The organism is Emticicia oligotrophica DSM 17448 (assembly GCF_000263195.1).
Lineage (GTDB): Bacteria > Bacteroidota > Bacteroidia > Cytophagales > Spirosomataceae > Emticicia > Emticicia oligotrophica.
Genome location: NC_018748.1, coordinates 3,508,808 through 3,534,339, shown reverse-complemented (window position 1 = coordinate 3,534,339; position 25,532 = coordinate 3,508,808). Strand labels below are relative to the sequence as shown.

22 protein-coding genes are annotated in these 25,532 nt (G+C 36.5%); 8 read left to right on the top strand and 14 right to left on the bottom strand.

Annotated elements, in window-relative coordinates; translation table 11 throughout:
• Positions 1-3: 3 nt before the first annotated feature.
• Positions 4-1,371 (bottom strand): sensor histidine kinase, encoded by a 1,368-nt coding sequence (locus tag EMTOL_RS14640; protein ID WP_015030085.1) that lies wholly within the window; start codon positions 1,369-1,371, stop codon positions 4-6.
• A 56-nt stretch (positions 1,372-1,427) separates the two neighbouring features.
• The gene (locus EMTOL_RS21855) at positions 1,428-4,583 is read right to left on the bottom strand and encodes a cyclic nucleotide-binding domain-containing protein (protein ID WP_015030084.1); all 3,156 of its coding nucleotides are present in this window, start codon (positions 4,581-4,583) and stop codon (positions 1,428-1,430) included.
• A 91-nt stretch (positions 4,584-4,674) separates the two neighbouring features.
• Here EMTOL_RS21855 and EMTOL_RS22475 point away from each other — a divergent pair, with 91 nt between their 5' ends.
• The 7 genes from EMTOL_RS22475 (at position 4,675) to EMTOL_RS14605 (ending at position 12,072) form a co-directional block, all read left to right on the top strand.
• On the top strand, positions 4,675-4,836 hold the full coding sequence (locus tag EMTOL_RS22475; protein ID WP_305953248.1) for a hypothetical protein: 162 nt from the start codon (positions 4,675-4,677) through the stop codon (positions 4,834-4,836).
• A 157-nt stretch (positions 4,837-4,993) separates the two neighbouring features.
• Positions 4,994-6,439: an arginine deiminase family protein gene (locus EMTOL_RS14630; RefSeq protein ID WP_015030083.1), complete on the top strand. Its 1,446-nt coding sequence runs from the start codon at positions 4,994-4,996 to the stop codon at positions 6,437-6,439.
• Positions 6,440-6,747: 308 nt separating this feature from the next.
• Entirely contained in the window at positions 6,748-7,680 is a 933-nt protein-coding gene (ctlX, locus tag EMTOL_RS14625) for a citrulline utilization hydrolase CtlX (RefSeq protein ID WP_015030082.1), read from the top strand.
• Positions 7,681-7,766: 86 nt separating this feature from the next.
• Entirely contained in the window at positions 7,767-8,357 is a 591-nt protein-coding gene (locus EMTOL_RS14620; protein WP_015030081.1) for a SatD family protein, read from the top strand.
• Positions 8,350-9,069 carry a DUF3307 domain-containing protein gene (locus EMTOL_RS14615; protein WP_015030080.1) on the top strand — a complete coding sequence of 240 codons (720 nt, stop codon included), beginning with the start codon at positions 8,350-8,352 and terminating at the stop codon, positions 9,067-9,069. Before EMTOL_RS14620 ends, EMTOL_RS14615 begins: the two co-directional genes overlap by 8 nt.
• 54 nt (positions 9,070-9,123) lie before the next feature.
• Positions 9,124-10,533 carry an NAD(P)/FAD-dependent oxidoreductase gene (locus EMTOL_RS14610; protein ID WP_015030079.1) on the top strand — a complete coding sequence of 470 codons (1,410 nt, stop codon included), beginning with the start codon at positions 9,124-9,126 and terminating at the stop codon, positions 10,531-10,533.
• Between the two features lie 3 nt (positions 10,534-10,536).
• Positions 10,537-12,072 (top strand): 4Fe-4S binding protein, encoded by a 1,536-nt coding sequence (locus EMTOL_RS14605; protein WP_015030078.1) that lies wholly within the window; start codon positions 10,537-10,539, stop codon positions 12,070-12,072.
• A gap of 49 nt (positions 12,073-12,121) precedes the next feature.
• Here EMTOL_RS14605 and deoC read toward each other — a convergent pair whose 3' ends face one another.
• The 12 genes from deoC to EMTOL_RS14545 form a co-directional block, all read right to left on the bottom strand.
• Positions 12,122-12,793: a deoxyribose-phosphate aldolase gene (gene deoC, locus EMTOL_RS14600; protein ID WP_015030077.1), complete on the bottom strand. Its 672-nt coding sequence runs from the start codon at positions 12,791-12,793 to the stop codon at positions 12,122-12,124.
• Between the two features lie 146 nt (positions 12,794-12,939).
• Positions 12,940-14,136, bottom strand: coding sequence for an NAD(P)/FAD-dependent oxidoreductase (locus EMTOL_RS14595; RefSeq protein WP_015030076.1), 1,197 nt, complete (start codon positions 14,134-14,136; stop codon positions 12,940-12,942).
• A 1-nt stretch (position 14,137) separates the two neighbouring features.
• The gene (locus EMTOL_RS14590; protein WP_015030075.1) at positions 14,138-14,458 is read right to left on the bottom strand and encodes a 2Fe-2S iron-sulfur cluster-binding protein; all 321 of its coding nucleotides are present in this window, start codon (positions 14,456-14,458) and stop codon (positions 14,138-14,140) included.
• 64 nt (positions 14,459-14,522) lie between these two features.
• A complete protein-coding gene (locus EMTOL_RS14585) occupies positions 14,523-15,269 on the bottom strand; it encodes an SDR family NAD(P)-dependent oxidoreductase (RefSeq protein WP_015030074.1) in 747 nt (248 codons plus the stop codon).
• Positions 15,263-15,853, bottom strand: coding sequence for an HD domain-containing protein (locus EMTOL_RS14580; protein WP_015030073.1), 591 nt, complete (start codon positions 15,851-15,853; stop codon positions 15,263-15,265). The genes EMTOL_RS14585 and EMTOL_RS14580 overlap by 7 nt, the downstream gene beginning before the upstream one ends.
• 1 nt (position 15,854) lies before the next feature.
• Positions 15,855-17,240, bottom strand: coding sequence for an aldehyde dehydrogenase family protein (locus tag EMTOL_RS14575; RefSeq protein ID WP_052315431.1), 1,386 nt, complete (start codon positions 17,238-17,240; stop codon positions 15,855-15,857).
• Between the two features lie 31 nt (positions 17,241-17,271).
• Entirely contained in the window at positions 17,272-17,859 is a 588-nt protein-coding gene (locus EMTOL_RS14570) for an HD domain-containing protein (protein ID WP_015030071.1), read from the bottom strand.
• A gap of 59 nt (positions 17,860-17,918) precedes the next feature.
• On the bottom strand, positions 17,919-19,730 hold the full coding sequence (locus EMTOL_RS14565; protein WP_015030070.1) for a PEP-utilizing enzyme: 1,812 nt from the start codon (positions 19,728-19,730) through the stop codon (positions 17,919-17,921).
• Positions 19,731-19,755: 25 nt separating this feature from the next.
• Positions 19,756-20,826 carry a PEP/pyruvate-binding domain-containing protein gene (locus EMTOL_RS14560; protein ID WP_015030069.1) on the bottom strand — a complete coding sequence of 357 codons (1,071 nt, stop codon included), beginning with the start codon at positions 20,824-20,826 and terminating at the stop codon, positions 19,756-19,758.
• Positions 20,827-20,880: 54 nt separating this feature from the next.
• Entirely contained in the window at positions 20,881-22,122 is a 1,242-nt protein-coding gene (locus tag EMTOL_RS14555) for a cytochrome P450 (RefSeq protein ID WP_015030068.1), read from the bottom strand.
• Between the two features lie 83 nt (positions 22,123-22,205).
• The gene (locus tag EMTOL_RS14550; RefSeq protein ID WP_015030067.1) at positions 22,206-23,675 is read right to left on the bottom strand and encodes an AfsR/SARP family transcriptional regulator; all 1,470 of its coding nucleotides are present in this window, start codon (positions 23,673-23,675) and stop codon (positions 22,206-22,208) included.
• A gap of 80 nt (positions 23,676-23,755) precedes the next feature.
• Complete coding sequence (locus tag EMTOL_RS14545) at positions 23,756-24,658, bottom strand: histone deacetylase family protein (RefSeq protein WP_015030066.1); 903 nt, start codon at positions 24,656-24,658, stop codon at positions 23,756-23,758.
• Between the two features lie 133 nt (positions 24,659-24,791).
• Here EMTOL_RS14545 and EMTOL_RS14540 point away from each other — a divergent pair, with 133 nt between their 5' ends.
• On the top strand, positions 24,792-25,526 hold the full coding sequence (locus tag EMTOL_RS14540) for a hypothetical protein (protein ID WP_015030065.1): 735 nt from the start codon (positions 24,792-24,794) through the stop codon (positions 25,524-25,526).
• The last annotated feature ends 6 nt before the right edge of the window (positions 25,527-25,532 follow it).

Here is a 25,532-nt window from a genome sequence, read left to right as displayed (position 1 = left end):
GGTTTATTTAATAGGTAGGTTAATTAAGAACACGGTTCCCTCGCCTTCATTACTTTCTACCTCTAACGAACCACCATGTCCTTTTGTAATAATATCGTAGCTCAAACTTAAACCTAAACCTGTGCCTTGCCCCGTAGGTTTGGTTGTAAAAAATGGTTGGAAGACTTTAGCCTTCACACTTTCGGGCATTCCGGTACCATTATCACTAATTTTTATGAGAATTTCCTCTTCTAATTTTAAAGTACTTATTGTAACAGTTGGTTTATAACCTTCAATTCCAAGCTTTGATTTCTGCTGAACTGCATAAAAAGCATTATTGATAATATTTAGCAATACTCTACCAAAATCTTGTGGAATAAGCTCGATTTTTGGTAAATCAGCATCTAAGTTCGTTTTAAAATCAGCATTGAAGGTTTTATCTTTTGCTCTAAGCCCATGATAACTCAAACGAAGGTATTCATCGGCTAATGCATTAATATCTGTTAATTCTTTCTGACCTGTGCTTGCCCTTGAATGTTGAAGCATTCCACGAACAATGCTCGCTGCTCTCTGACCATGATGAGCAATTTTTTGTTGGTTTTTACTAATATCTCCTAAAATTTCAACGATGTATTCTTTATCAAAATTTTCTCGGTCAAGTTCTTCTTTTAATTCTTGACAAAGTTCGACCGATACTTCCGAAAAATTATTGACAAAATTTAATGGATTTTGAATTTCATGAGCAATCCCCGCCGTAAGTTCTCCTAAAGATGCCATTTTTTCGGCGTGAATCAATTGATTTTGTGTGATTTTTAATTCTTCAAGGGCAATTTCTAAGGATTCTTTTTGTTTTCTGAGTTCGGCTGTTCTTTCTGCAACTTGATATTCAAGTTCTTGCTTTTTAGCCTCCATTATTTTTCTTTCTTGTTCAGCCTGTTCTCGTTCAATCCTCTGTTGCTTCACTTGTCTTTGTGTATAAAAAGCAAAACCCAAAAGCCAAAAAACAGTAAAACTAAAAATCAGTCCAATGATATCATCATTTTCTTTATAGAATACTGGAAAAATAAACTTTGTAATGTCTCTCAAAAAAACGGCAATTACACTTGGAATAATGGCTGTTCCAAGCATTCTTGCTACAGGTTCTTGTCGGTATTGATAAACAATATAAATTGCTACTAACCCAACAATGTTATAAATATGTTCAGTAATGAATTTAAGTTTGAGTAGCTCAGCTCCGAATAGAAATATAAACACCCACAACCAAGTAAATTTTAATATTTGACTCAGCTTAGGATCTTTTTTAGCTATTTCTAAATTAATATCTAAGAAACGCATAGCCAAGGAAGTTCCAAGCATGGCCGAACCAATTTGACTGTAATCAATACCATTCATAAGTTTCTGCAGGTTTAGAGCTATAAATTTAGGAAAAATATAAAGTTTGTTAGCTACTAACTTAAGCTTCTGATTTTATCATTTTGATTTCTGATTCTTTGACATAAAATACGGAGTACACTTCTCAGTAATTCATTGCGTTCTTCCATCAAATCATAGAAATCTGCTTGGTCGATTCTAAAAAGTAATACATCACTTTCTACAATTGCTGATGCGGAACGAGGTTCAGCATCGAGTAGAGCAAGCTCGCCAAAAACATCTCCTTTCTTGAAAGTTGCCAAGAGCGTTTCGTGGTCATAAATTCCAATTTCTCCAGCATAGATAATATACATACAATTCCCAATTTCCCCCTTTTTGAAAATAGTTTTACCTTCATGAAAACTAATTTCTTTCATAATTGGCACAATCGACGTTAGTACGTTTTCGGGGGTTTCGGCAAAGAGTTGGGTGTTTTTAAGCACTAATACTCTTTCAAGCTCTGAAATAGTCGTTTTTTCGTGCGTGTGACTCATATATTTTGCTAATTCGGGTTGTTTTTTCAAGATTTCGCTCAAAGCCAATAAATCAAAAGCAGCTTCTTTAACTAAGCTTTTTGGATAGTTCAAATATTTTTCTACGATTGAAATTTGTTTAATTGACGGTTTCCATGCTTGAATTGCTTGTGTGAGTGTCCACGTTCCAAACATTTTTTCACCATTTTCTACAATCACATCAACCATTGATTGCATCGACATTTCTTCACCTACATAAGCAGCAAAAACTTCTTTCTTTTCTTCAATAGACGTTTCATCAAGCAAAGAATGTAAACAACGATAAATCTCTCTCGGAATAATATTGTCTAAAATTTCAAGGGCATTTGCTCTTTTTTCTCTTGATGAATGTCTTACGCCTTGCATGGCATCTTGCACAATGTCACGGTCATAAATCGAAGAAAGTATATAAAAAATACGGTCAGATGATTGGTCTAATTCAAATTGAAGGGTACTACTAGCTATGGTATCAAATCCATGAAGAATTTGGCATGCTCGTTTTAATTCTACCTCTAGTAAGTTCTCAAAAAAGTTGTTCAAAGATTCCTTTTTCACAAAACTACCATGTGCTTTTAGGGCGTTTGTACTTATCTCAAAATCTTTTTCAGAAATAAGATGCAACAAAAGTTTTCGACTTTCCTCTGTTTGATACTTTTCGCAGAAACTAACCAAATTTCTTAGCAAATAAGCATCTTCACTTCCTTTTAAAGGCTCAATAACTGATAAACTTTTATCACCCACACTTATAAGCAAATTTAAGATTCGTTTCCCGTAAAAATGGTTCGCAAGCAGTACACTCAATTGATTTAGTAAATTGGGAGTAGCTAGACTTCCCGCAGCTTCGATGGCCTCAAGTTTTAAGTTTTCATCAGAAAGAGCCTCCATTACGAAAAGCTCGCTCTCATAAAGTTTTAATTTTTCGATAAGCCTTAAAGCCAAACGTTTTTCGGCTATTGAACTTTCTTTTAGACAAAACTCCTTAAACTTAGCTTCTCCAACTTTTTTTGAATCTGGCAAAGTAGCCATTAAAACACCTTCTATTAAAGCATAATCTGTTGCTTTTAGAACCCCTTCAATCTTTTCAGTTGGCCAAATTGCTTGCTGAGCTAATATTTGACCGCCCAGTTTTCGCAATTCACTATTTGATTCTTGAACAATATTTTTAGATAGGATTTCTACAATATTCGGTGTTAATTGCTTATTTTGGAGTAGTTGTAAAGCACTCAACCGTACAGCCTCTGAATCATGCTTCAAAAGCTGTGGTATATACTTTATAAGTTTATCTCCATCATATTTTCCAATCCAATTAATCGCACTAATCACTTCCTCTGCATTATTGCTTTCAATATTTTTTATGATTGCAGAAAGAGCTTCTTTTTGAACAACTAACTCCTCTGTACTAAGGAAACGCTTACCCAAAGCCGATTTTAATTCGATGATGTAATGACGAAACGCTCGACTCAAATAATAAGAAGCTATAAATGCAGAAATGACCGTGAAACCAAAATGAATCCAAGTAAATGAAAAATCGAAATAATATTCAGCTAAAAGCAAAAGACCAGCTATTCCCATTCCAAGAGGTTCATAAAAACCTTTAGCCAATGTATGTCCTTTGAGCCGTTGGTGGGTAGAAAGTGGCTGAAACATCACCAGAAATACAGGGTCGAAAACCGTTCGACGCATTACTTCAAAAAGCAAATAAGCCGCACTAAAATCCATTAAAAGTGAGGTCTCATCATCTCTAAAAGAAGAGAGAAAAACGAGCACTATCGAAATCAAAACTGTACCGATTGGCAAGAAAAGCAAGGCATTTCGAAGACCAAAACGCTCAATTACTTTGCTCGAAAGCAAGAGTTTGATAACTGTTGATATTGTATAAGTTATTGCTAAAGTATAACCAACAAAGGCGATAATATCGTGCTGACTATGAAATTTATACTTAACATTTACGAAAAAATTATACTCTATCCAAGTTGCAGAAAGTGCCACTGCCACCAAGCCAACACACATTTCGAATATCAATCGATTACCACCAAATAATTGCTGAATATATTTGGCATCATCTTTTCTTATTCTACGTTCGGGTTGAGACTCTGGCACATCTGTCAGTTGAAAAGTGCGTTTTTGGGTAAAAAAGGCTAATAAAAATGTAAAGAACGCAACACCAATCAGAATTGAGAGCACCGAGGTTGAATGAATAAGCACGGTTAAAATAGCACCAATGGCTTTGGCAGGTACATCGCCCGAGCCAATTACACTAAAAATTCGCTTACTCTGACGCACATCAAAAACCACTGCCGAAACTCCCCAAAATTCTAAATTTACGAGCAAATAAATAATTCTAAAACCCACCATTATTCCAATGGCTGTGAATATTGAGTGACTCACATAAACTATCATTCCCATGAGCAACGACAGCACCAAAACCGATAATAATACCCTCATACTCAATTTTTGCAGAAGGTAATGGTGTTCATAATACTCGTATATTTTCCCTACAACCATCATCGCTAATGTAGAAGCTATGTAGGCAATAGGTAAAGAAAATTCAGGGTGATTTTCAAGCAAAATAATATTGGCCGAGACATAGACCAAGACTGTCCCGATACTGATAAAGAAATTATGAAGAAAAAATAAAACTAACTGCGATTGTTCTCGATTTCGGATAAACAAATTAGCCATTGTGGGTTTTAAATGTGAACTTCGCAAGATAGGAATTTTGCTCGAAAAACTTTTGAAATAAGTTATCTGATTTGTAATATTGCAACATACTATGATAATAATACAAAAAAATATAGCCTCAAAAATTCGCCTAAACGACGAAAACTGTAGTTTTACACTCACAGGGCTGTATCGCCATTTTTGTAAGCCTCACCGTATTTCTGTTTTCTTCTTTCAGCTCATGGCCTTCATGGCCAACTTTGGTTTTTACTAATTTGAAAAGAATGCTCTTGGCTATTAGCTACCAGCTTTTAGCACTTTTTTTATTCTAAATTTTCTAATTTTTAGTTTAAAAGCGTCATTTTATTCATTTTACATTTTAAGATTTAAAAAGCTAATAGCCGAACGCTAGTAGCCCAAAAGTATTACCAATGAACAATAATATATTTGTATCTTCCGAAGTAGGTACGCTACACCGCCTTATTATACATAGCCCTGACAGTGGTCTTGGAAAAGTTGTACCTTCAAAAGCCCAAGATTGGTTATTTGAAGACATTGTTCATCTCGAAACAATGCGTAGAGATGAATATGATTTTTATGTAAAGATTTTGCTTTATTTTCTAGATACTGAAAAAGTGAAAGGAAAACTTAGCGAAATTGATGCTGATAAAACTCGTAACTTCTATAAACCTCACAATGAGAAATATTTCAACTCAGATAAAGTGATTGAATTTGAAAAACTATTATCTGAAATTCTTGAAGATGCCACCGTACGTACACAACTTATTGCAGCGGTAAGTGCAGTTGAAGAGTGTTCATTCCAATTTCAAGTTGAAATGAACCAACTTTCAAGTATTGATTTAACTAAAGTGTTGATAACAGGCATTTTACCCAATAATAAAATGCTTTTCCCACCGATTCCAAATTTGATTTTTACACGTGATATTGGTATTGTAGTAAACGACCATCTTTTGCTCAATAAACCAGCTAAATACGCTCGTACACGTGAATCACTTTTAGCGAAATATGTTTTCTTTAATCATCCTATTTTCAAAGATTTACAAGGAAAAATCGTTGAAATTACCGAAGATGAGAACCATTTTCTTTTACCCGAAGAAGAACAAGAAGGACGTTTAAATACGCTCGAAGGCGGCGATGTAATGATGGTCGCTCCTAACCATTTACTAATTGGCGTGAGTGAGCGTACATCAGTTGAAGCGGCACGTCAGGCGATAGATTTACTCTTTGAAAGAAATGTTGTGCAGAAAGTGACGATTGTGAAAATTCCACAAAAACGTGACTACATGCACATTGACACCATTTTTACACAAATTAAACGCAATGTTTGGGTTTTATTGGGTTCTTTAGGGCGTATTCAAGAAGAAGCAGCCAGACAATCTATTTGGGAAGAACTCGGACAACAACCAAGTTATGAAAAACTTACTATCAAACAATTTATTAACAAAGATGATGGTGTAAAAGTAAAAGACTTTGCCAATTTAGAAGATTTACTTTCTTCGATAACCAAAGACGATTTGAATTGTTATGAAGATATAAAGTTTGTGTATTCTGGTAATAATGAGTTTCCGTACGGTGCTCGTGAACAATGGACAGACTCATGTAATTTATTAGTAGTGAAAGAAGGAGTAGCTATTGGCTATGATAGAAATGATAAAACCGCCGAGGCATTTCGTGAAGCTGGTTTTCAGACCATTCGAGCCGCTGAATTACTCAATAAATTTGAAAAAAATGAGCTTTCGCCCGAAAACATTAGTAATACAATCATATTGTTACCATCTGCTGAGCTTTCAAGGGCGAGAGGTGGCTCACATTGTATGAGTATGCCAATTTTGAGAGTTCTGAATTCAGATTTCTGAGTTTAGAGTTTTCATTTATAATTATTTCAAGGATAAAAATTTGGGGATTATAAAAATTCCTCGTAATAAAAAAGATGGCACGCAGATAATGCTAATTTCTTAAAAAACGCTAATTTTCGCTGGAAATTCAATAAAATCTTCGAAAATTAGCGTTAATAAAACTGTACAATCTGCGGTTTAAAAATTTGTAACAATATTTTTATAATTCCGTAAAAATTTCTTTTCAAAGTTACTGAGTACTTTAATCCTATAATAACTCAGCATTCATAACTTAGAATCGCACGGGCGACCCCGTCAGAACTAAAAAAATGCAAGCACAAACCACATCAAACATACTAATGATTCGGCCCGTAAATTTTGCTTTTAATGAGCAAACAGCCGAAAGTAATGCTTTTCAAGATGTAAAGGCTAAATCTCTAACAAGTAGTATCACACAGGCTGACGCCCTCAACGAATTTGATGGAATGGTCAGTCAACTCCGCTCAGCAGGTGTAAATGTGATGGTTTATGATGATACCCTTGAACCATATACACCGGATAGCATTTTCCCGAATAATTGGGTTTCTTTTCACCACAGTGGAAAGGTTTGCTTGTATCCAATGCAAGCCGAAAATCGTCGATTAGAGCGTAGAAGCGACATCATTGATGATTTGCGTAAAAAATTTCATGTAGAAGTTGTTTTAGATTTCACGCATTTCGAAAAAGAAGGCAAATATTTGGAAGGAACGGGCAGTATGGTGCTCGACCGAATGAATCGTATTGCCTATGCTTGCCTTTCACCAAGAACCAATTCAGATGTACTCGATGCTTGGGCAAAACAAATGAATGGCTATCAATTGGTAAAATTTACATCCGTTGATGGGCAAGGAAAGGAAGTATATCACACCAATGTTGTGATGTGCATAGGTGATACTTTTGCGGTAGTTTGTTTGGCTTCTATTCCTGATTTAGATGAACGCCTCAAAGTAAAAGAATCGCTTGAGAGTAGCGGGAAGAATATCATTGAAATTTCACTTGAACAAATGAATCAGTTTGCTGGCAATATGCTCTTAGTGAAAACGCAAAAGGGTAATCACTTGCTCGTAATGTCAACAACGGCATTCAATTCACTCAACCATGCTCAAAGAGTAGAATTAGAAGAATATGCAGATATTCAACACTTCGACTTATCAATGATTGAAAACTGCGGTGGTGGTTCTGCACGTTGCATGATGGCAGAAGTTCATCTGCCTGAGAAATAAGTAGCTTTATTGATAAAAAAGTAGATAAAATAAAAATATTTATATATTTGTAGATATTTTTATTTTATTTATTAATTTTTAGATAAATGCAAGTACAAGTAATTACAGGAGATATTGTAAAATCATCAAATCTTGATGCAGAAAGTCGCCTAAAACTGCGTAAAGCCTTTGATTTTTTATCAAGCATTTCCGAAGGAAAATATGACTATTTCATACGTGGAGATAGTTTTCAAATATTATTAAATAAAAATGCTTTACATGAAGCATTAATTATAAAAACTTATCTACATATAAAACTATCGCTAAAAGTCAAAATATCAATAGGCTTGGGTGAAGTAACATTTTTAAGTGAAAAAATTTCTGATTCTGATGGAGAAGCATTCTGGCTATCGGGCAGAAATTTGGATGACATGAAAAATAAGAATGAATTTTTGAGAATTTCCACAAACGATAATCAAAAAAACAAAGAATGGGAAGTTTATTGCTCCATGATAGATTATCTGTTTGAAAAACAAACCGTCAATCAATCCGAAGTTATTTTTTGGCTTTTGCAGGGGAAAAATCAACAAGAAATAGCTTCAATAATCAAAATTGGGCAACCTTCGGTAAGTACAAGAATCAAATCATCGGCTTGGCATATCATCGAAAAAATATTAAATCGTTTCCAAAATGTCTAATCTTTTTACAGCGATACAAGCATTGGTTTTATTGAAACTTATCTTTGCACATATACTTACTGACTTTTTTTTGCAACCAACAAGTTGGGTAAAAGACAAAGAGGAAAAGAGAATTAAATCCCAAAAATTACTTTTTCACATCATACTTACATTCTTGACTGTTTGGCTTTTTTCAAGAAACTTCTTAGTAGCTCTTTTCATCGGAATTACGCACTATGGTTTTGATTTATTGAAAATATATGCCAAAGATAAAAGTGTCAAATCGTTTATTCTTGACCAAGTACTTCATTTTATTATTCTAATTATTAGTTGGTTATATATTATCAAAGGCTTTAACCAATTCTCAAATTTATTTACTTCAATATTAGCAGATTTCAAAACATGGGTAATATTGGTATCTTATGTTTTTTGTACTATTCCATTAGGCATACTCATTGGACTTGCAACCAAACGTTGGAGAGAAGACGTAAATACGAGTAAGGAAGAAAGCCTAAATGATGCTGGAAAATGGATTGGTATTTTTGAAAGAATATTGATTCTAACATTCATCATTAATAACCAATATGAACCAATCGGTTTTTTGATTGCCGCCAAAGCCTTGCTTAGATTTAAAGAATCAGACCTCAAACGAACCGAATATGTACTAATCGGTACGCTCATTAGTTTTACTCTAACTATCTCAATTGGTATTTTGGTAAAAATGGTTCTCTAAAAACTTATTTCAGATTTCCTTCGTATATTCGTCCACAAGCAAATCCTTCTAAAAATGCAGCACGTAGTTATTATCGGAAATGGTATCAGTGGAATTACGGCCGCTCGGCACATCAGAAAACATTCTGATTGCAAGATTACGGTCATTTCGGGCGAAACTGATTATTTTTTTTCAAGAACGGCTCTCATGTATGTTTATATGGGTCACATGAAATTTGAGCATACGAAGCCTTACGAAGATTTTTTTTGGGAGAAAAACCGAATTGAACTCAAACGAGCGTGGGTAAAAACTGTTGATTTTGAAGAAAAAAAGCTCTATTTCAGAATTCCTTCCGATGAAAATCCAGAAGCTAAAGTAGGTGGTTCGATTAGCTATGATAAACTAATTTTGGCCACAGGCTCAACACCCAACAAATTTGGTTGGAAAGGACAAAATCTTAAAGGTGTACAAGGTTTGTACAGTTATCAAGATTTAGAATCTTTAGAAGAAATTACTCCGAAGGTCAAACAAGCTGTAATTGTAGGTGGTGGCTTAATTGGCGTAGAATTGGCAGAAATGCTACATTCTAGGGGGATTGAGGTAACATTTTTAGTCAGAGAAAGTAGTTTTTGGAATACTGTATTGCCGACAGAAGAGTCGGCAATGATTTCAAAACATATTGCGGCAAATCATATTAACCTAAAATTTTTGAGCGAATTAGATGAAATCATTGGCGATGAGAATGGACAAGTAAAAGCAGTAAAAACAAAAGATGGGGAAGAAATTATTTGTCAATTTGTTGGATTAACGGTTGGAGTTAATCCAAATATAAGTTTCCTAAAATTACCACAAGGAAATATGATTGGTAGAGAAAAACCGGACTTTGTTTTGGGTGCAGGTGGTATCAAACTTAATCGTGGGATTTTGGTTAATGAATACCTCGAAACCAATATTCCAGATGTATATGCAATCGGCGATTGTGTTGAACATGAGAATCCGCCAATTGGCAGAAAAAATATTGAACAAATATGGTACACTGGGCGTATCATGGGCGAAACTGTTGCCCGAACTATCTGCGGTAAGCCTACAAAATATCAACCCGGCATCTTTTTTAATTCTGCAAAGTTCTTCGAAATCGAATATCAAACTTATGGACAAGTGCCAGCAAAATTACCAGAAGGCATTCAAACTTTCTTCTGGCAACATCCAAGTAAAAATATTTGTGTAAGAATAAACTTTGATTCAATAAGTAAAGTCGTAAATGGCTTAAATACGTTGGGTATTAGAATGAGACATGAGGTTTGGGATGAATGGATTAGTCAAGGTAAAACCATTACATACGTTTTAGAAAATTTACCCAAAGCCAATTTCGACCCAGAATTTTTCAAACAATACGAAGCCGATATATTGGAAAAGTACAATACTGAAACTGGTAGTAAATTACAATTGAAATCTAAAAAAGGAATTTTCTCAAAATTATTCTAAGCCATGCTACAAAAACTCGGACTCATCACTTTCATTGCTGCTTTTGGGCTATTTTTGGGCACTTTAAGCATGAATAATTATACATTAACTAATGAGGTTTTAGAGAAAAATCTAAAAGATGAGGCATTATTTGATGCAAAAATCGAATTTGCTTCAATCATAGACCAACCATACACTAATTCATTTGCTTTTGCATCAGAAGTAAGTAAAGGTATTGAAGCTCTCAATAAAGTTTATAATGCCCAACAAGCTTGGGACAAAAAAATTTATGAGGACACCATTGTTTCAATTATCAAGGCCTCATCAAACGGCTATTTATCTGATAACAAATCACTTATATTATTCCTTACATTTGGTCTTTCTATTATCGGAGCTTTGCTTTATTTCTTACCAAGCATCAAGCAAGAAGCTGGAATAAAAAACAATGGAATTTTCTTCAATCCAGCAACCAACAGAAAATGGTTGGGTATGTTGATTGGTACTTTTCTAATTTTATTCTACATAGCCTTATACTTCAAACCACAATATATTGCAAACTGGATAATGGTGGTGGACCCTGTTAGTAAATTCATTAATGGCGGCGAGGCAAGTCGTTGGTTTATGTATGGATTTCTTTATACGATTTCGGTTTTGGTAATGGGTATTAGATACATTATCAAATATCGTCATTCTAAGTATCAGATTATCAGAACATTATCAATTATATTTTTTCAGACTTGCATTGCTTTCATTTTACCGGAAATCATGTCAAATCTGAATTTACCTTCGGCCGATTTGAAAAATATGTGGCCACTAGATTATTCGTTTTTCTTTAATTATAGAATCGATAAACTCATTACTGGAGGAACATTTGGGATATTTTTACTAGTATGGGGGATTGTACTTTTTGTAGTAGGTGTACCCGTAATGACTTATTTCTTTGGGAAACGTTGGTACTGCTCGTGGGTTTGTGGTTGCGGGGGTTTAGCCGAAACTTTGGGAGACCCATTCCGACAGCTTTCTGATAAGTCAACGAAAGCATGGAAAATAGAACGCTATCTTATTCATGGCATATTGGCTTTTGCTATTATCATGACAATTGGGGTACTTTATACCTACTTCACTGGTAGCTATAATTTATTAGGCTTTATTCCAACTGAGTGGCTCAAATCAACTTATGGGTTTATGATTGGCTCTATTTTTTCGGGCGTTGTGGGTACAGGTTTTTATCCTCTGATGGGTAGTAGAGTTTGGTGCAGATTTGGCTGTCCATTAGCGGCTTATCTTGGAATAATTCAACGATTCAAATCAAGATTCAGAATTACTACCAATGGTGGCCAATGTATTTCTTGCGGGAATTGCTCTACTTATTGTGAAATGGGAATTGATGTTCGAGCTTATGCACAGAAAGGACAAGACATTGTACGTTCATCATGTGTGGGTTGTGGCGTTTGTTCAGCTGTTTGTCCGCGTGGAGTTTTGAATCTTGAAAATGCCGAAACTGGTACAAGAATAATGCTTGCTCCTGAGGTTTTATTGGGAAATTTGATGGAGAAGTAAATAGTTGTGGCACATCTTTTTAATGTGCCACAAACACTAACATCAAATCTTAATATCCACTATACCCCACTCCCCCACTCACAATAGAAACTCCTGATGAAGTGCCAAGTCGAGTTGCTCCTGCTTCAATAAAAGCTATGGATTGCTCATACGTTTGAATTCCACCCGATGCTTTGATTTGGATATCGCTTGGCAAAACTTCACGCATTAATTTAACTTGCTCAATTTCAGCACCTTTTGAAGCAAAACCTGTGGAAGTTTTTACAAAATCAGCACCTGCTTCTTCGCAGATTTCGCAGGCAATTCGTATGTCAAAATTGTCTAAATAGGCCGTTTCAATAATTACTTTGAGCAAAGCTTTTTTTTCATGAACGATTTCAGCAATTGTTTTTATTTCTTGCTTTACAGTTTCATAAGCCATTGATTTGAAAGCATTGATATTCATTACTAAATCTAATTCGTCAGCACCATCGGCCAAGGCTTTTTGTGCTTCGGCAATTTTTGCTTCAGTTGAATGATACCCCAACGGAAAGCCAATGACCGTACAGACTTTGGCATCGCTATATTCAAGTAATTCCTTTACAAAACTCACATAAAATGGCGGCACACAGGCCGAATAGAAGCTATTTTGGTAGATTTCTTCACACAACTTTCTGAAATCCATTTCGGTTGCGGTGGGTTTCAGTAATGTATGGTCGATATATTTGGAAATATTTTGCATATCGAAAGACTTTACTAATTTTAGAAAAATGAACGACAAAATTAGTAAATCTAAAGTATGGGTGTAGATTTTTATCAATAATTATAAAGGTTGTACTCCAAATTAAAACGAACGTAAGTCAATAAGACTTACAGTTCGTTATTTACTTAAACCAAAGAATTTAGATTAAAACTTACATCTAAAATTTCTTCTTTGCTTGGGCTAACACCCAAACTTAATAGTTTTCGTGCATTGAGATGCTCGGCCGCTTTATTGAGTGAATCGACCGCAATAAGTTTCGTATCTTTGAAATAATAAACCGAGAATTTACCACTCGAAATATCTCCACGTACCATATATTCGTCAAAACCAGTCGAAATACCAGCCATTTGTAATTTTAAATGATATTGGTTTGTCCAGAACCACGGTACAGCTTGATAGGCTTCTGCTTTCCCTATAATATGATTGGCTGCAACTTTAGCTTGGTCAACGGCATTTTGTACAGATTCGAGGCGTATGTTTCGTTTAGCAAAAACATTATAATGATTGGCACAATCGCCAATGGCATAAATATTAACGATAGAAGTCTGCTGAAATTCATTGACTACAATGCCATTTTCGCAGTTGATACCTGCTTGCTCAGCCAATTTAGTTTCGGGAATAACACCAATTCCAGCCAAAATCAAGTCTGCTTTAATGCTTTTACCGCATTGAGTTTTTATCGTATTCCCCTCGATTGAACTTGTAAATGTATTGAGCAAAATATCTACGCCATTTTGTAGATGCGTATCTTTAAAAACATCAGAAATAACAGCAGGTAACACTCTTTCCATCAGTCGGCTTTGGGCTTCAATTACTGATACGTTTTTGCCTTTTTCTTGGGCGAGTGCGGCCAATTCAAGGCCAATAAATCCTCCGCCAATAATGGCAACATTCTTGGCATTATGTAACTTTTCCTCAATCTTGCGAGCATCAGCCAACGTACGTAAATAGAATATTTCGGCCGTATCGGCTCCAGTGATTTTCAATTGACGGTTACTGGCTCCTGTGGCTAAAATTAAATGTGTGTATTCAATTTTTTCACCTTCGGAAGTAATGATTTCCTGCTCATTTGGCAAAATCTGACTAATTTTAGTTCCTAAGCGAAGTTCAATTTGATTGGCTGAGTAATAATTTTCTGAACGAAACAAAATAGCTTCAGCAGACTGTTTGCCTTGCAAATACCCTTTCGATAAAGGTGGCTTTTGGTAAGGTAAATATCTTTCTTCAGCAACCAAAACGATTTCACCAGCAAAGCCTTCTTCTCGCAAAGAAGAAGCAGCTTGTACGCCTGCGTGTCCTGCACCTATGATTACAACTTTCATCTTATTGTCTTTCTGGAATACGCACAACTAAACCATCCATGGCTTTTGTTACTCTTACTTGACAACCTAAACGACTATTTGCCTGACGTGGAGCATTGGCAGCTTCGAGCATTTCATCTTCCTCTTCTTGCATTTCTGGAAGTAAATCAATGAATTGTTCATCAACGTACACGTGGCAAGTGGCACACATACACGAACCACCGCATTCGGCGACAATTCCTTTGACATCATTTTGTATAGCTCCTTCCATAATTGAAGCTCCCATTGGCAATTCAACTTGGCGTTGATTTCCGTTATTTTCGATATAAGTTATTACTGGCATATTTCAAGGTCTCCACCTCCGATGGAGAATTTTGATTGATGCTCCCTTCGGAGGAAAGAGAGTGTTAGATAAATTGTTTTCCACCATCTACTACGATTGTTTGTCCTGTGACAAAATCAGAAGCAGATGAAGCTAAATAAAGGGCAGTTCCTACAATATCCTCGGCCGAAGATGAGCGTTTGATTGCTCCTCGGTCAACACCATATTTTTGGGCATTTTCGATAAGCGATAAACTGGCATCGGTTAGCGTAAAACCTGGAGCAATGGCATTTACATTGATATTAAAATCGCCAACTTCTTTGGCCATCGAGCGAGTAAAACCAATGACTCCTCCTTTCGATGCCACATAATGTGACCACTGTGGCGAGCCACTCATAACCGTTGCCGACGAAATATTGATGATTTTACCAGCATTAGCAGCTTTCATGAATGGGAAAACCGCTTTCGATACCATCCAAACACCTTTAAGGTTTACGTTCAACACCAAATCCCACTCTTCTTCTGAAATTTCGTAAAAGGGTTTGCGTTGAATGGTCGCATAAATAGCCGCATTATTGACTAATACATCTATTTTCTCAAACTTATCGGCCACTACATGTGCCATTGCTTTGGTAGATGCCTCATTTGCTACATCTACTTCGATAGCGATGGCATCTTTACCGATTTCTTGGGCGGTTTCGGTAGCACCTTTTATGTTTTTATCACAAACAGCTACTTTTGCTCCTTCATTGGCAAATGCCAAAGCAAATGCTTTGCCGAGTCCTCCCGCAGCACCAGTGATGATTACTACTTTATCTTTCAAATTCAACATAAGTACTTTTTCAGATTAAGGTTTAATTTGGCAGTTTCTAAAAAGACAATTGCCTGTTTTCGTCCAAAATCGGTTAAGAATGTAGGTAAAACAAAGTTTTCGAGAATCTCTAAAACCTCAGCCTGTTCAATCTCAAACCACTCTCCTATTATCCGATTTCCATGAGGCGTATATCGCCATAATTTATCGGCATCTTTATGAATAGCATCATTGAGCGAGCGAGCATTTTTTGTTGTATCATGCCCATCAATGAGAGACGTTATTTCTTCTATTTGATGATTAGAAAAACCTAATTCGGGTAAAACTTGACGTGCAATTGCAACACTTTCAAATTCATGTTGACGGGTTAATTCTGGATATTTATTATTAGGACCAAAAGCATTGAAAAGTTTATCTTTCGGAATTTTAGACCAACCAGTATCGTGTAATAAAATGGCTGGCAAAATAATTTCAATATCAGATTCAGGATAATTTTCTGCTATTTTTTGAGCCAACAAATACGAAAACAAGGTGTGTTCATCATTATTCCGCACATTTAGATGGGTTTTAGCTACTTCCCAAATTGCTTCGTCTTGCTTTCTCATATCAATAATTCAGATAAATTGTCTTCAATTCGGTGTAGGCTTCAATACCGTACCTCCCTTTTTCTCTTCCCATTCCACTCTGTTTGACACCTCCAAATGGCACATCGTGGTAGCTTCGGTGAATGTTATTTATCCAAACCGAACCTGCTTCAAATGATTCTGCCATACGTAAAGCAATAGCCAAGTTTTCAGAGAAAACATAAGCAGCCAAACCATATTCTGAATCATTGGCTAAAGTAATCGCTTCATCGTTGGAATTAAATGGCATTACTCCTATTACGGGTCCGAAGGTTTCTTCGGTCATTACTTTCATCGAATGGTTTGCATCAGCGACGATTGTTGGTGGAAAGAACCAGCCTTTATCATACAATTCGCCCGTAAGCCTTTTTCCACCCGTGCGAATGCTTGCCCCTTTTTCGAGAGCATCGGCTACTTGTACTTCGCTATTCTGATAGATTTTTTGGTTGATAATTGGCCCCATATCGCAACCCGAAAATGGACTTCCGAGCGTAAGTTTCTGAGCTAACTCAACCATTTTATCAACAAATAATTCATAAATAGACGCATGCACATAAACTCGGTTGACACGATAGCAGAATTGTCCGCTATTAGCAAAGCCGTGTCGAACAATAGCCGCCGCAGCTACTTCAATATTGGCATCTGCACAAACAACGGCTGGCGATTGCCCACCTAACTCTAAAGTGATTCGCTTATTATGTGCGGCCGCTGCTTGACCAATTCGCTTACCTGTATTTGTTCCACCCGTGAAAGCAATTTTTGACACTAAAGGGTGTTCGATTAGCGTATGCCCAATTTCGTGACCATAACCTGTTATGACTTTAAAAACATTTTCAGGATAACCCACTTCTTCGAAAATTTGCCCCAAACGAACCGTAGAAAGTGGGGTATCTTCCGAAGGTTTTGCCACAACCGTGCAGCCAGCAACCAAAGCAGCTCCCAATTTCATGGTAAGCAAGGTTATCGGATAATTAAATGGGGTAATTGAAACTACCACCCCAATTGGTTCTCTGATAATCAGTGCTTTTTCGCCTTCAATATTATGCAGTGGAATTTCTCCTTTTAATCGAAGGCCTTCTTCGGCGTAAAAATCAAGCAAATCTGCACTTCTACTTATTTCTGTCAAGCAGCCAGCGATTGGTCTTCCCAATTCATTAGCAATGATTTGGGCTAACTCTTCGGCGTGTTTTCGCATGCCTTCGGCAGCTTTATGCTGTAGTTTTACACGCTCCGCTACCGAAACTTTTTTCCATTTCTTGAATGCTTCATGAGCGGCTTCAATGCTTTTGGCAGCATCGTTTTCGGTCGCTCTTGGGCATACTCCCACCACCTCACCATTGCAAGGATTTATGACTTCTATGACTTGCATTTGAATTTTCAATTAATAAACTTTATCGTCATTAGATTACATCGCACAAAAGTTCTTTGCGAGTTTCGGCTAAATCTGCCTTAGCCATTTCAATCGATTCGGGTAAGTGTAATTGCGGAATAATATCGGTTTCGAGGCGATTACAGTATCTCGATGGCGTTTGTTTGAACCAATCGCATGCAACACTTACACCCGTTACGGTAAATCGCCAAAGTTTATCGGCATCTCTCACAATTTCATCTTCTAATGATTTGGAGAAATTTCTTGTATCATGGCCATCAATTATTGCAGCTACTTTCTGAATAAACTCTTCAGAATACCCTAAATCTTTTAGTAGTTCAGTCGATAACCTTACTCCTTCTGACTCGTGCAAGTATCTGACATCACTTTGCATGAAGTTTTCAGATTGAAAACCTTTTTTGAAAATATCGTCTTCGTCAATCGAATACCAACCAATGTCGTGTAAGATTATTGAAATAGCCGCTAAATCGGCATCGGCATTTGGATATTTTTCTATGAGTTTCAAGGCATATTTGTACGAAAGTGGTATATGTACATCGTTTTTTCGAACACGCATGTATTTTTCGGCAGCCTTATAAACTTGAAGGTGTTTATTCATGGTTTTTGAAGGTTTCGAGTTGCGGACTTTTCTGGAGTCCGCAACTCGTTAATAAAACTTTATGCTGCTTTTAAGATAACAACTTCACCAGTTGAACCGTTTACTTCAATCAAATCACCTGTTTTGATAGTCGTACTTGCTGAGCCTGTACCCGTAACGGCAGGTAAGCCATACTCACGACAAACGATAGCTGCGTGCGACATCATTCCACCAATATCGGTTACAGTAGCCTTGATTTTACCAAAAACTGGAGCCCAACTTGGAGCTGTTACGCGAGTAACTAAGATTTCGCCTAATTGTAACTGCCCTAACTCTTCTGGACTATTGATTACTCTTGCGATACCCTCTACTTTTCCAGCCGAAGCAGCCATTCCTTTCAGCTGATTAGAAGTTTCACCGCTATTGAGCCAACTCTGAACGCTATCGGTTGTAATACCCCAAAGCATGATTGTGAATGGCTCGGTAACAACTGCTGGTGGCTCATTGAAAGCTGGTTTTGGAGCAGCGGTCGAGAGAGCATCAACAATTTTCTTACGGCGAGCAATTTCGTTTGGCAAGTAGTCTGGGCCAATTGAAGGCACACCCATCGCCCAACCACGACCATAATCGAATAATAATTGGTGAATTTCTTCTCTACGGAAATAGAACATATCGTAGATGTCATCGTAGAAACCAGTTTGTACGAATACACTACTCAATTCACGCATTTTTCTCCAGAAAACACACATCGCCCAGTGTTCGATATAGAAATTATGGTTTTCAACGTACGGGAATACCACACGAGCTAAACCTAATTTGCCATCGAAAGCCGCTTGTGCTTCGGCACTCGGAATCGAGTCACGGTATTCTTCTGTAATTCTATCTCTTTCGGCTGCGATTTCTTCAGTTGGACGGTCGATATTTTCACCATTTACTAAGCGGCTTACGTAGTCTTGAATATACCCAAATGGAATATCAAGATTTTCAATCCAATATTTATCTGTAGAATAAAAACCATTTCCAGTAGTAAAGTTAAACCAAGGATATTTGGCATTTTCCCACGCTTCAATCCATTGTTTTCCTTCGGCTGATGCACCCAATGCCACTAAAGCAGCATCAAGACTATTGCTTGAAATAATATCTGTCAGTTTTAATTCAAGAGCTAATTTCGATAACTTTCTTAACTCTTCATCTGGTCTGAAAAGGTCAACTTCTACTCCTTGCACCATCTTAGCAATTGAAAGGTCAGGAATACCAGGGAAAGTTTCTTTACAAAAACCAAAGAAATCAAGGTATGCCGCATAACCTAAGTTTAAGAACTCGAAGTGATACATCCAAGTTTTATAGCAAAGGTCTATCATTTTATCATAATTCTGAATCAAATGGTAAGTTGGGTCGAGGCCTACACCGTTCTTAACCCATTCAATATCAATCACTTCTGGAAGTGGTTCAAATTTCACAGCTTCCATTTCATCAATCACACCCTTTACTTTTACGTGCCAATTATCAAGGAGCGTATTCCAATTTTGAAAATAAAAACCTGCTCTTTCTAAAAATTGTGGCACACGGTCGCCGATAAGTTCGGGAGCAACCCCTACTGGACTCATGTAGCAATAACCGTTATGAATCTTAAAGTCAATACCATTTGCTGGTGGAATCAACCATTGACGAGTATTATATTGACCTAAACATTTTACCGCAAACTCAACGGTAATTGCATCAAATGGTTTGAAAACATTTGGCCAGTGTTGTGAGTCGCAAAAAAAGAACTTATTTTCTTCGGTTTCTTTCAAGTTATCTTGAAAAACCATGTAATAGGGATACAATTCTTTCCAACCTTCGGCTCCAGCAGGAGCTTTGTGGTCGTAGGGGCTGATGAACTTTTTTGACATTGTTTAATATTAGGTTTTGGTGTACTTATTTTTTTGCACTAATAGGATTCATTAAAGTATTCAATATACCCTCCATCCCCATCTTAATTCCAGTGTTTTCGACCTTCTTTTGTGACCAAACCGTTTCGGGGCGACTTTGAAGTAATGTAAAATTATGTCCAACAGGGAGGTCGGCATCAATCGCCCATTCAATATCTTGCGGGCAACCATAGTGTTTTTCAATTAACTTAGCAATTCGGCAAAGCTCTTTGATTTCTGTCTCATTGATACTCGCCTGTGTTGCTCGTTCATCTGTAATTTCTCGAGTTAAAACTTTGCGATTTTCTCTATCAGGAACATGCTCAATGTGCTTATTTTGAATATTGCTTTTTATCACTTGAAGCATAATTTTATCTACAATAAAATTATCAGGTGTTACCTCGCCCGAAACTACAGCCTCTCCAAGTCCCCAAGCAGAATCAATCACAATTTTCGAGCGGTCGCCATTGGTCGGATTAAGCGTCATAGCTACCCCTGCCGTACGAGCATTCACCATTTTTTGGATAACTACGCACATTAATACTTCATCTTCGGCAATTTTTTGGTCTTTTCGATAATTAATTGCTCTTGAAGTAAATAAACTAGCCCAACATCTTCTTACATGTTCAAGCACTTCATTTTCACCAACAATCCACAAGTAAGTATCTTGTTGCCCAGCAAAACTTGCATCGGGTAAATCCTCTGCGGTAGCACTCGAACGAACCGCCACGGGTAAATCATTTTCATAACTACATAAAATACATAGTTCTGCGTATGTATTTTTGATAGATTCTTGAATTTCGGCTGGAATTGCCATTTTCATGAACATCTCTCTGATGGTAGCAGATACTCGGTCAAGCTCATCTACTTGGTTAAAATCTATCGACTCAACCATTTGCATAATTTCATGCTTTAAACCTGAAGCATCTAAAAACTGCTCATAAGCGTGTGTAGTTACGCAAAAACCAACTGGTACAGGCATATTTGCTACACTCATACTCGCTAAACTTGCTCCTTTTCCACCTAAATATTGGTAGTCTGAAGGTTGAGCTTGATTAAAAAACAAGGTATATTTCATGTTGAATGACGAAGGACGTTTACGTTTATTAGGTTTGATTGTATATTTTAGGGTTTATACATCCCATTCTACTTCGAGAGCTACTGGAGCTCTAAAAGAGGTATTTTGTGCAAAAGCAAAAGTTTGTTCAGGTGTTAGGCGAAGCGACGGTAAGCGTTTAGTAAGTTCTTCTAAAACAACTTTAGCTTCTAATTTAGCCAGTGGTGCTCCTAAGCAGAAATGAATGCCACTTCCCATTGAAAGGTGCTGATTGGCATTCTTTCTTTCGATATCAAAGTCTTCTCCATTCTCAAATTGAGCCTCATCTCTATTCCCCGAACCCATCACCAGAAGGATATTTGAACCTGCTGGAATCGTAATTCCACCCACCGTTGCTTCTTCGGTTGAGCGGCGTCTCCACGAGACAATAGAAGGGCTATAACGTAGTACTTCTTCAACTGCATTAGGAATCATTTCATGATTTGTGCAAAGAGATTCCCAACTTTTACGGTGAATCAATAATTCTCTGATACCATTTCCCAACAAAGAAGTTGTTGTTTCGTGGCCAGCAAATAAAGCACTATAACACATAGCTGCAATCTCACGGTCAGAAATCTCATAACCCTCAGCTTGATAGCGAACTAAATCACCTGGGAGGTCATCAGTTGGGTTTTCTTTACGTTTGGCTACTAATCCTTGGCAATAATTCCAATATTTCACCATATTTTGAGCGTGCATCAATTGGTCATCTTCCGATAAATCGCCCCAAGTGAGCAATAAACGGCTTTCGGCCCAACTTTTTACTTGTTGTACTTCCTCGTTTGGAACTCCCAGTAACATAAAAATGACATAAGCAGGTAAATCATAAGCTAAGTCTTTAATAATGTTGGTTTTACCTTTTGCCGCAAAATCTTCAATCATATTAATTGCCAACTCTCTGATTTTTGGCTCAAGTTTGCGGAAACGTCCCACATTAAATGCCATGCTCACAATGCGACGGATACGAGTATGGTCAGGTGGAATTCTACCCGATAGGCCCGATAGTCCGATAAGGCCTCCCTCTTCCATTAATGCTTTAGCTTTTGGAGCGATAGGTTTGAAAGGCGACTGAGCATTTTCAGAAGTAAATACTTTCCAATTACCAAAGATTTCTTTAATATCTTGAAAACGGGTTACAACATAATAACCAAGTTCTTCGCTAAAAAAAATAGGTTCTTCTTCTCGTGCCTGTTTGTAGAACGGAAAAGGATTGGTGAGGTCGAAAGGTTTAAACGATTCGCTCACTTTATGATACGGACATCCAATCGCAGTGTTCATGTACTTATTTTGTTTTTTAATTGATTCCGTAACAAACTTAAAAACCTAATCTTTGGTTTTTCTTTGGTTTTATTGGTAATATTTTAATTTTTTCTTGAAAGATTCAAATAAAGCTTTCGCATATCTTCAGAAGGTTGTCCGAGATTGAATTTTTTGAGTGATTCGCAGTAAATTCGATATTGGCGATGCAAAGCATCGAAGCGTTGGGAAGCAGCTAAGGAAAGGAGTTTTTCTCGGTGGGCAGCCTCAAGACTTGGGTCTTCGGCCAAAACTTTATCACAATATTTGATAGATAAAGCAAGGTTACCCAATTGGCGATTAATATTGGCAAGGCTATACAATAATTTATGATACATTTCACGATACCAAAAACGCTTACTCCACAGCCAGTCGTTTTCGTTATTATCAATATATTTTTGGGGAATATCATTGAATAAATCGCCTGTATAAAGACGCTCGGCCGACTCATAACAAATTTTCACTTGTTCGAGGTTATTTTCTTTTAAATGCTGGTTGCCTTTAAAACATAATTCCTGAAACATTGGTAAATCAATCCAACTATCGTAGGGCAAACGCAGGTAATAATGCGAACCTTGATGAGTAATAAAAGCAGATTTTTGTTTTTCGGCCTTTTCGCCTTCTAAAATGAGCCTCAAATATCGAATAGCATGATAAAGTCGATTAACGGCTTGGTCGGTACTATCAGCATTTGGCCAAAGTAAATCTGCTAATTCTTCGGTACTTGCCCCACGGTCGCCACGAATGAGCAAAAAAGCAAACAGTGTTTTTAGTTTTCGAGTAGAACCCGCTTTAGTATTCCACTCGATTAGCTCACCATTTTCTCGACGAATACGCAATTCACCCAAACACCTAATTTTCCAGCGTCCTTCATTGGTTTGAGCAATGGGCGAAGAAAAAGTTTTTTGAAGTGGATAGTCACTTTTATCTTCTTGCGATACCTCGGCAATTTGATTTGAAAATGCTTTGCGTTCGGGAATTAGTTTATTTAAGCGATAATTAAAGCGTAGTTTAATTTGATTTTTTTGCAGAATGTTTGGCGGTAAATAATAGGGATTTTCAATGTATTCATTGCCCGCATATATATAAGGATGTGAATTTAAAGACAACATTAGTTGCTCATCGAGCAAAATAGACTCATTATACAAACAAACAATAGTTGTAGGAAATTGCGTTAGAAACACCTGAAATGCTTCATGAAATTCTCGTAGATAAATATCTCCTGATGGCGTTCGTACAGCCCAAGTCATTTCAATAAAAATGACAAGCTGCTCAGGTAAAAACTCTTTAATTTTATCTTGTAATGAAGAAATAACCGGTTTGGCTCTCACTACTTGCTCACGCAAAGCAATATCATCCGAAGACATTACCTCAATCTGTATATCGTTAAGATTGGTTTTGGCTTCAGAAATGGTGTGTTCATCAGTAATATAAATAGCTTCAGAAAAACTACTTCTTAAAGAAATTACCGTTTGCCAAAGGTCATTTTTTTCATGAAAAAAGTAGCCAATGAAGTGGTTTTGTACTAAGCTCATCGTTAGGTTCGAATAATGATACTAATTTAAGCAGTTATCAACAACAATACTTTAAATCTACACCAAATGAGCATGATTTTTTAGAAGTACATTCGTTCGGCCAAACGATAAGTATTACAATGAGCCTCTACAATATCAGCGATTCGGGGTGAATAGCCTCCTCCCATCGAAACAACAATGGGTAATTTGTGTTTAATGGCTTGTTCGAAAACAAACTCATCTCGACGTCGACACCCTTCCATCGAAACACTCAATTTGCCCAATTTATCAGAAGCCAAAATATCAACGCCCGAAATGTAGAACAAAAATTCAGGCTTTTCCACTTCAATTAAACGTGGCAAGGTATCATACAAAATGTTTAGATAATCTTCATCTTTACAATAAGTTGGTAGTTCAATGTCTAAATCTGATATTTCTTTTTTGAGTGGATAATTTTCTTTCCCGTGCATAGAAAATGTAAAAACTCTCGGCTCTTGCTGAAATATCTCTGCCGTTCCATTGCCTTGATGTACATCTAAATCAATGACTAAAACTTTTTTAACTATTTGATTTTCAAGCAAATAATTGGCTGCTACTGCTACATCATTCAGTAAGCAAAAACCTTCGCCCTTATCGGAATAAGCATGATGCGTGCCGCCCGCGATATTCATCGAAATGCCATATTGCAAGGCATAATGACAGCAATCTATCGTGCCTTGAGTAATGATAAGCTCTCGCTTCACCAACATTTCTGAAATAGGAAAACCAATCCTACGTTCCATTTTTGGGTCAATGCTGAGGTTTAGTAAATCGTTGAAATACTGCTCATTATGAACACCCAAAACCCAACGTTTATCAACTACCGTTGGCGAAAAGAAATTTTCTTCGGTGCACGTCCCTTCATACAATAATTGCTCAGGAATTAACTCATATTTCATCATCGGGAAACGATGGCCTTCGGGTAATGGGTGGCGATAAATTGGATTATAAGCGATTTTAAGCATTAAAAATATTATACTCGTTTTATTAGTTTTTAATGATTTTTTTTTACATTCATAACATATTTCTTCCTCAATAGTTTATATTATGAACCTTACTTGAAAAATTGCTGTACTTTTACCTATTTAGCTATTACTTATGAACTCTTACCTGAAACTAACTTTCCATTTAAGCTTAGTGCTTACATTCATAGGATATTTTTTCAATTTTAGACCGCTCGTATCTACTGGTTATGGATTAGTAATGCCTATTTTATTTTTACTATATGGATTTACAAGAAATTGGAAATTTAGTAACATTGATATAATAATATATCTAATGTGCTTTGGAGGTTTTTTAAGTGATGTTTTTACTTATGCTAATTTTGGAGACCTCGGAATTACTATACAGATAAGTCTTTCTTTATTAAATAATATAATTATATATTACTTGATTCGCTTAGAAGGAAAACTAATCATATACTCAGATAAAAGTGACTTATGGAAATTTCTAATACCAATTATTCCAAGTGCTTTCTTCTCTATTGTTATTACTAGCTCAACACTTAACAAAGAGTACGTTTATTTTTCAGGAGTCTTTTATTCGATTTTTACCTACCTTTTTATACTTAATGCTCTTTATTTAGACACGAATCAAACCTACAAAAAACTGGCATTAGCATCAGTTTTATTCAGGGTTTTATCAGATATTTTCTATGCGTGTGTGGTCTTTTTAAATATCGAAAATATTTTGATGTCTTATGCAAGCTTCTTTTTTTATGCTTATAGTCAATTCCTAATCGTTTTAAGCATACTTATCACTCAAAATAAACATATCAGCAATTCAGATGAAAATTACCTGATTATTCCTTCTTATATAAAGAAATTTCTTTGATGAATT